Origin of the sequence: Rheinheimera sp. EpRS3, assembly GCF_001513785.1 — a bacterium.
Classification (GTDB): Bacteria; Pseudomonadota; Gammaproteobacteria; order Enterobacterales; family Alteromonadaceae; genus Alishewanella.
Genome location: NZ_LNQS01000011.1, coordinates 168,207 through 176,907, shown reverse-complemented (window position 1 = coordinate 176,907; position 8,701 = coordinate 168,207). Strand labels below are relative to the sequence as shown.

Here is an 8,701-nt window from a genome sequence, read left to right as displayed (position 1 = left end):
GACGATGGTAGTGTAGCATTCGCTATGCGAGAGTAGTTCACCGCCAGGCTCCCAAATAAACAGACCCTTCGTGAAAACGAAGGGTTTTTTTATTTGTATTGCCGATGGGTTATCTGCCCGAGCGAGCGAAAAGCTATGCGACAAAAATGTTCGGAACATTTTTGGACAGCCAACGGCTGGTCCCGCAGGGACGAGGCGCACGATGGGTGAGCAATGTAGTTCACCGCCAGAAGCCTACTACCAAACATCTTCCGATTTATGCAAATAGCCGGCAATAAAAAGCCCGCATTAAGCGGGCTGGTTTTGCAGTAACTATTATTTATTACGGTGCAGATTACCATGCACGTCATAGCGCCAATCGGTATTTTGCAGTGCTTTTAGGTGATCAGACGCTTGTTCTGCCTCTAATGCATTAATAAAGTGACCATTTTTGTCCAAAAAAATCAGCCACTGCTTAGCTGTTTTATCAATATCAACATCACTGACAAAAATATGCATGCCCAGATAATGGCCAGTGTTACCACGCCATCCGTGTTGCACTTTAAAAACATAGCGACCTTGATAGTCTGGGTGCAGGTAGTTAGCTTGCTGCACTGCGCTTAACTGCTGCCTGTCTGCCACATTGGCCCAGGCGATGGCATGGCTACTTTCTATCAAGGCTAGTGTCTGTTGTTGTGCCTGTTTGACTTGCGATGCGCTAACCGAGCTTTTATCACTAAGAGGCTTACTCAGTGGAGTAGCTATTTCAAGCGAAAATAAGGCTAAGTCATAGCTATCCTGCAGCGTTTGAAATGCTACCGTGTCAGCGCAATCTTTCAGCTTTAATATATTTTGCTTAAGATCTGCTGTCAGCTTTGGATCTGCATTAAGTAAATATTGGATATCTGCACTATGCACTTTTTGTTGCAGCAGTTGTTGAAGCTTTGAGCGCTGATTATCCGGGGTCGATACTGCATCCGCCAGGTCTGTGTCTGCTTGCTTGCACTGCTGATAAAACCGGTGAATTTCTTCTGAATAAAGCGCACTGCTGATAGCGGATTGTAGCGTTCTTCGCTCTGAACCAGAAAAGCTTGCCGTAGTAACCGGCATGGATAAAATGCCCAGCAGCGGGATAATAGAGATCATCTAGATAAGTACCGATTACATAATATCTGCACCTTAGCCTGATTAACAGAAAAAAGGAAGCTGTGGCAGCACTGATCAGCTGTCGTGGTTATATTTTGCCGCAAATATCAGTTTTGCTATATGTTGGCGAAACAGTGCCAACGCGGAATTTTTGTTGTTAAAACCATATTGTGTAAGTAGATCAGGCCAACTGCTATGTTGCCAGTAAAGGCTGCAAAGCGGCGCTGCCAACTCTGGCGGCAAAGCATGGTAGTGTCTGCAAAACCAGCGCTGCAGAATAGGCTCAATCAACTCGTAAGGCCTTTGGTTACGACAAAAAAGTGCTAACTGCTGCAATTCAGCCTCTGTTAGTGCCGGGGTATCTGGCAAGGGTGTCGCCAATTGTAGTGCAAGATTGGCGTCTAGCTGCGGATATTGGCCTGATAATGTCAGAAACAGGTTATGGCCAAACTGCCGGTTAAGTTGTTGTACAACCTCGCCATCTGCGTTAACGGGGCTTAGCATCAGTATGGAGTATTCTGCGCTGGCTTTATCTGAGCTGACCCCAAGGCGTACAGACAGATAGCCATTGCGCTGCCAAAACTGCAACAGCTCTGTGCTAACGCCAAAGCTGGTACCAAGATAGCGGATGTTTTGCTGTTTGGCCTGTTGGCTAACAAGCCCCAGCAGTTGTGTTCCCAGACCTTGTTTTTGCAACGCTGGCTGTACGGCAATACGCATTATGCGCCATAAGCTTAAGCTGGCAAGTTCAGGTTGAGCAAGGTGGAATGCCAGGCTTTGTGCCAATAAATGGCCTTGTACACGGCGCTCGCCAAGATATATCTGATTAGCCAATTCTGGCGCAATATCGCCCTCGCTAATGATTAACACACAAGCCAGCACCTGGCTATCTTGCTCCAGCGTAACGACCTGTAGCCTGGGGTTATCCAGCAGGGCAGCCAGATCTTTAACCTGAGTCTGGTAATGCGCCAGGCTTAACAAGCTAAATACCTGTTGCAGCTTATTGGTATTATTCAGCCAATCTTTCGCCTGATATCTCACCGCGCTGATTTCACTATTCGCGGAATATGTCAGTTCATTGCTGCTTTGGCGCAGCAAAAAGCAATTAAAGATTAATTGCTCCAGTGGATCGGCCTGTTGATAGCGGATTGGCTGCTGTATTTGCAATTTGCGCCAGCCGGGGCATTGCTGATTAAGATACTGCTGAAAACGCAGCTGAAAGCCCCGGCCAGTGCCTTCGTAACCGTGCTCAGTGGTGGCAAATACAATGCGGCTAAAACGCTGTACTAGTTGTTGTAATACCGGCGTGGGTATGGCGGCGGCTTCATCGACTAATAATAAGTCGGCAGTGATAGTGCTGCGCAGCAGTTCATCAAACGGGATAAACTGCAGGTTACTCTGCTGTGCTGCCGGAGCGAGCTGCGAAAAATGCGTTAAGGCTGTAGCTGCCGCTTGTGGTGACGCAGCAGTAATAAGCAGTTGCTTACCCTGTGCTGCCAGTTGTGCCGCAGCGATGCCCAATGCTGCCGATTTGCCGCGGCCACGATCAGCCGCCAGCACCAGTGGGCGGCGGCGATGGCCACTAACGACGTGCAAGATTGCCTCAACTGCATCTTGCTGCTCTGCAGTAACGCAGGGTGCTGCGGCCTGATGGGGCTGTGCCATAGCTGGCCAGCTTAGCGGCTTTGTTACATGTTGCTCATTAATAAAAAGCGCATTTTGCTGTTGTAACTGTGCAAGCAAGAATGACAAAAAGCTGCCCTGATACGTAGCGGCATCCAGAGGGTAAGGTAACAGGTTTTTATGTGCCGGATTAGCTTGTTGCTGCCACTTTGCAAAGGGCGGGCAGAGCAGCAACCAGATGCCACCGGCTTTAACGCAGCCGGCTGAAGCTGCCACCAGATCGGCGTTAAAGCCGCTGAACGCATTGATCACTAACACATCGCATTCACTGCCCAGCAGCTGATAATTTTGCTTGCCGGTTAAGTTAACGGCATCGGCAGGCGCTTCAGCGCCAAGCCAATATAGCTTGTCGTAGCCAATAGTGCTGAGTAATACCGAAGTGTGCGACAGCAGCGACTCTGCTGTGCACTGCCAAATAACCGGCAAACGGATATGCAACTGCGCGGCTTGTTGCTGCCACTGTTGTAGTTGAGCCAGCAGCGCAGTTAACGGCATTTAGCCAACCGCCTGCAACCGGGCATAAGCCGTGACCAGCCACTTGCTGCCCAAATCGTCAAAATTAACCTGAATGCGCGATTGGCTGCCGGTGCCTTCATAGTTAAGCACGGTGCCTTCGCCGAATTTATCGTGCAACACCCGCTGGCCCAGCTTAAAGCCGGTATTTTCAAAGGCGACATGCGAGGCAGCACTGCCAAAGCGGTTAAATTGGGTGGGCCGGCTAACCTGAGTGGTCAGGCGGATTTCTTCTACGTATTCAGCCGGTATCTCGCGGATAAAGCGTGATGGCTTATGGTATTGCTCCTGACCGTATAAGCGGCGGCTTTCGGCATGAGTTAAATACAGCTTTTTCATCGCCCGCGTCATGCCGACATAACACAGCCGGCGCTCTTCCTCTAAACGGGTCGGGTCGTCGCCACTTTGCTGGCTGGGAAACATACCCTCTTCCAGGCCGCAGATAAACACCAGCGGAAACTCCAGCCCTTTGGCGCTGTGCAATGTCATCAACTGCACCGCATCCGAGTGCTCTTCGGCCTGGTACTCACCGGCTTCCAGCGCGGCTTGTGATAAAAACGCCGCCAGCGGTGTCATATCCTCGGCGCGGCGCTCATCAAAGTTCTGACAAGCAGTTATCAGCTCGTTTAAGTTTTCAATCCGCGTTTCGGCTTTCTCGCCTTTTTCTGCCTGATACATGGCATATAAACCAGACTGCTTAATGGCATGTTCGGCTTGCTCGTGCAGCGGTAACTCCGCTACCTGAGTATCTAACTGCTCGATTAACTGCATAAAGTTATCGATAGCAGAGGCGGCGCGGCCGGTAAGCAGCTTTTGCGCCAGCATCTGCAGCAGGCTTTGCCACAGCGTTTGTTGCTGAGCGCGGGAGTGTTCACGGACTTTATTTAACGTGGTATCGCCAATGCCACGCACCGGCGTATTAATCACGCGTTCCAGTGCAGCGTCATCCTGACGGTTGTGCAACAGCCGCAGGTAAGCCAGCGCATCTTTAATTTCCTGGCGCTCATAAAAGCGCAGGCCGCCATAAATACGGTAGTGCAGGCCTTCCTGAATTAACGCTTCTTCCAGTACCCGCGACTGGGCGTTATTGCGGTATAAAATGGCCGCTTCGCTTAAGCGATCGCCCTGTTTGTGCCAGTCGCGGATGCGGCCGACAATAAAACGCGCTTCATCCAGCTCGTTAAAGGCGGTGTACAGGGAGATCACTTCGCCCTGAGCGCCGTCGGTCCATAAATCCTTACCCAGGCGATCGGTGTTATTGGCAATTACCGCATTAGCGGCTTTTAAAATAGTTTCGGTAGAGCGGTAGTTTTGCTCCAGCCGCACAGTTTCTACATCGGGGAAGTCTTTTAAGAAGGTTTGGATATTCTCTACCCGGGCGCCGCGCCAGCCGTAAATAGACTGGTCATCATCGCCAACAATCATCACTTTGGCATTGCTGCCGGCTAACAGCCGCAGCCACTGGTATTGAATAGCGTTGGTATCCTGAAACTCGTCTACCAGGATATGGCGAAAACGCTGCTGATAATGGCCGCGTACGTCGCTGTTCTGTTTTAACAGCTCAAAGCTGCGCAGCAGTATTTCGGCAAAGTCGACTAAACCGGCGCGGTCGCACATATCCTGATAAGCAGCATAAATTTTTACCATCTGCTGCAAGCTGAAATCGCCGGCGGCGTCGATCATTCCAGGGCGCAGGCCATCGTCTTTGCGGGCATTAATAAACCACTGAATTTGCTTTGGCGGCCAGTGCTTTTCATCCAGGTTCAGTGCTTTTAATACCCGCTTTACCAGCCGGTACTGATCGTCGCTGTCGATGATTTGAAAGCCCTGCGGTAAACCGGCTTCCTGGTAATGCGCCCGCAGCATACGGTGCGACAAGCCATGAAAGGTACCCATCCACAGGTTGTTTAAGCTAACGCCTATGGTGCTTTCAATCCGGCTGCGCATTTCCTGCGAGGCTTTATTGGTAAAAGTTACCGCCAGCAAGCTGTAAGGCGCCACCCGTTCTACCTGCATTAACCAGGCTAAGCGATGCACCAGCACGCGGGTTTTGCCACTACCGGCTCCGGCCAGTACCAGCATATGTTGCGGTGATGCTGCCACCGCATCGCGTTGTTTATCGTTCAGCCCGTCCAGCAGGTAAGATACATCCATCAGAAAGTCTCGCTAAGCATAATGGCGGCCATTATAGCAGCCTGGCTGAGCAGGCCAAGCGTAGTTAGTGGATATATAACCAGTTAGTCAAATGATAACGCCCCATTGTTCTTACTGTTGATGTTTTGTTTTATAGATATTGGCAAAGGTTAAAATTGCCATACTGATACAGCCAAAGATGAAGAAACCTGCAGTCACCGGAATAAGGGTGCCGTTATACATTTGGCCTATCACTGTGCCTATGCACATCGACATAATGGATGACGTAGAACCGATAATAGCTGCAGCTATGCCAGCCACATGCCCCATAGGTTCCATCGCCATGGCGTTAATATTGCCAAACACCAGACCAAAGCAAAAAAACAGCACTGCAGCGTAGAGTAAAAACATCCACAGCTGTATTTCAATAGCTGAATGCAGCACTAAAAACTGCGCTGAGCTGATAATAATGCCCCAGACAGCACCGATGGATAATTGCTGCATGTCCCATTTTTGCAGCAGACGTGAGTTCAGCAATGAGGCTACGCCAAACACTATAGCCAGCAAACCAAAGTACAGGGTAAACAGCTCGCCGGTTTTAAATAAATCCTGAAATATCTGTTGTGACGAATTCAGATAGCCAATAAAGCTACCAAAAAACAATCCCATACAAATCATGTAGCATACAGTGGGTACATTACGGATAACTTCTTTAAAGCCTTCGGCAAAGCCTTTTTTGCTCATCGGGATACGATGCGGTTTGGGCAAGGTTTCTTCCAGGCGGCAGAAAATCCACACCACGATTAACAGCGCATAGCCGACATAAAGCAGAAAAATATCACGCCATGTGCCTACCCATAACACGGCCTGCCCGAGGCTGGGTGCTAAAGCCGGTACCATAACGAAAATCATCATCACCAGCGACATAATACGCGCCATATCATTGCCGGAGTATTTATCCCGCACTATAGAAATAGCCGAAACATAAGGGCCGGACACGCCTAAACCCTGAACAAAACGACCCAATAACAAGATATTGATATCATTAGCGAAATAACATATCACTGTACCCACTAAAAACAGCGCTATGCCACCGTTCAGTACTTTCTTGCGGCCGGTAGCGTCTGACAAAGGGCCGCAAATCAGCTGGCCTATCGCCATCCCGAAAAACAAGGCGCTGACCACCAACTGCGCCTGATTCGGATGGCTCATCACAATATCAGCACGAATAGCGTCCAACGCAGGCAATAAGGCGTCAATAGAGATGGCAACAATAGACATCATAAGCGCCACCAGTAAGGTAAATTCAGCGGTGGAAATACGCGACTGCGGCGCATGGGTAGAGTAATCAGACATTCACTGTATTCCTTGTTTAAGCCTGCCGTGGATAAGGCGAGGGGAGCCTGGTGTTTTGGTAAGGCCAATAGCGTTGAGTAATATAAACAAATTTAACGGTAGTCGATTGGCGTTGCGGTAAATCGACAGGCGCCCCAGATGTTGTGCTGTGACATATACGCCAGCAAGCCTGCGAGGCCTGTATATTTGATATCACGGCTGCTGATATATGCTCAGTGCTCTATGTCCGCCAGGCGGTTAGGATTGTTAGATCACAACAACGCGGATAATTGCGATACGTCCGTCAGGCGAATATGCGGCAAAACTGTTACTGCGCTTTGATAGTGATCCAGCCAGGCGGCCTGACAACCGGCGCTTAGCGCGCCCATCACATCAGCGCGGTGGCTGTCGCCAATATGCAGTATTTGCGCAGGCGCTACCTGTAGGCGTTCAGCTGCGGAGAGAAATAAATCGGCATAGGGCTTCATCCGGCCATCTGGCCCGGCTTGCAGGCTAAATTCGAACAGTTCGCCGATACCCATTTTATTAATACAGGCGTTACCATTGGTAATGGCGATTAAACGATACTGTTTTGCCAGCGCACAGAGTAGCTGCGTTACTTCGGGCGACACGGTTATCCTGGTGCGGGCATCAAGAAAAGCAGCGTAGCCTTGTTCGGCAGCGCGCCGCGCTTCAGCGCAGGGCAAGCCCAATTCAAGCAGACCGGCTTCAATTCCCAGTAGGCGCCAGCGGCCAATATCATGACGGATCTCAGGCTCAATACTGGCCAGCTTTAAGCGCTGTTGCCACCAAAACTCACTGTCTGTGGCTTTACTTGCCGGAGCCTGTTGTGCCAAAGCATTCAGCATAGCCTGTTCGGCTGCTTCGATAACCGGGCTGTTGTCGTACAGGGTATCGTCTAAATCAAACGACAATACGCTAACCTGGCTCAGTGCTTTAAATAATTGCATATTCGCTACCATGTTGCTGGCTGAAACACCTGCTGCCAGTTTACTGCTGCCAAGTACTGACTAAACCAGCTTAACGCCTGGCCCTGGCTGTGCTTTTGCCACGCCATATACAGCGGAAGTTTATCTCTGGGTATACTGCTGGCTTTAGCGACCAGTTCGCCGCGTGCCAGCTCTTCGCTGATCAGATGGCGAGGTACAAAGCCTATACCCAGGCCTTGTTTTTGTGCGTCTATTTTCGCCTGCATATTACTGACAATAACGCGCTGCCGGGTATCGAATAAGCCGGACGAGCGCTTCGGCGCGTCCAGTGCCGAGTCGGCTACAACAATGGCGGCAAACTGCTGCACATCTTCAATACCGACAATGCGATCCAGCGCCGCCAATTGGTGATGCGGCGCCACGGCAAACACAAATTCCACTTCACCCAACGGCAGTAAATTAAACTGGCCCTTGGGTAAGTCGCCGGATACACCAACTGCAATATCGGCCCGACCGGTTTGCAGCGCTTCCCAAGCGCCGGCCATCACTTCCTCTGTTACCAACACTTGGGTAATTTTGCCCAGCTGCAAAAACTGACCAATCACATCCAGCAACGGTGCATTCGGAACAATACTGTCTTTGGCAATCATCAGCTGGGTTTCCCAGCCGGTATCCAGCTGCTTTACCGCATTTTGCAACTGGTTAGCGGCATGCAATAAGGTGCGGCCCTGCTCCAACAGCAACTGCCCCGCCGGGGTTAACTGCGCCCGCTGTTTGCTGCGATCAAATAAAGCTACGCCTAAATCAGACTCCAGCTTGGCAATGGTGTAGCTCAGGGCTGAAGGCACCTTATACAGCGCTTCAGCGGCGGCGGCAAAGCTGCCTTTTCGCTCTATGGCATCCAGTGCTCTTAAAGCGTCTAAACTCAGTACGTTATGCATAGCAGGCTCATTTAAGGCTAA

6 protein-coding genes are annotated in these 8,701 nt (G+C 50.4%); all 6 read right to left on the bottom strand.

Translation table 11 applies throughout. The features are described from left to right. Nucleotides 1-315 precede the first annotated feature (315 nt). The 6 genes from AR688_RS18745 to AR688_RS18720 all read right to left on the bottom strand — a co-directional run bounded on the left by AR688_RS18745 (nucleotide 316) and on the right by AR688_RS18720 (nucleotide 8,680). The gene (locus AR688_RS18745) at nucleotides 316-1,125 is read right to left on the bottom strand and encodes a hypothetical protein (RefSeq protein ID WP_068237739.1); all 810 of its coding nucleotides are present in this window, start codon (nucleotides 1,123-1,125) and stop codon (nucleotides 316-318) included. 75 nt (nucleotides 1,126-1,200) lie between these two features. Then, nucleotides 1,201-3,303: a tRNA(Met) cytidine acetyltransferase TmcA gene (locus AR688_RS18740; protein ID WP_068237737.1), complete on the bottom strand. Its 2,103-nt coding sequence runs from the start codon at nucleotides 3,301-3,303 to the stop codon at nucleotides 1,201-1,203. Next, nucleotides 3,304-5,475 (bottom strand): DNA helicase II, encoded by a 2,172-nt coding sequence (gene uvrD / locus AR688_RS18735; protein ID WP_068237734.1) that lies wholly within the window; start codon nucleotides 5,473-5,475, stop codon nucleotides 3,304-3,306. Nucleotides 5,476-5,586: 111 nt separating this feature from the next. After that, nucleotides 5,587-6,810, bottom strand: coding sequence for a multidrug effflux MFS transporter (locus AR688_RS18730; protein ID WP_068237731.1), 1,224 nt, complete (start codon nucleotides 6,808-6,810; stop codon nucleotides 5,587-5,589). Nucleotides 6,811-7,061: 251 nt separating this feature from the next. After that, nucleotides 7,062-7,760, bottom strand: coding sequence for an HAD-IA family hydrolase (locus AR688_RS18725; RefSeq protein ID WP_068237798.1), 699 nt, complete (start codon nucleotides 7,758-7,760; stop codon nucleotides 7,062-7,064). A 5-nt stretch (nucleotides 7,761-7,765) separates the two neighbouring features. Continuing rightward, nucleotides 7,766-8,680, bottom strand: a complete 915-nt coding sequence (locus AR688_RS18720) for a LysR family transcriptional regulator (protein ID WP_068237795.1) — start codon at nucleotides 8,678-8,680, stop codon at nucleotides 7,766-7,768. Nucleotides 8,681-8,701 lie beyond the last annotated feature (21 nt).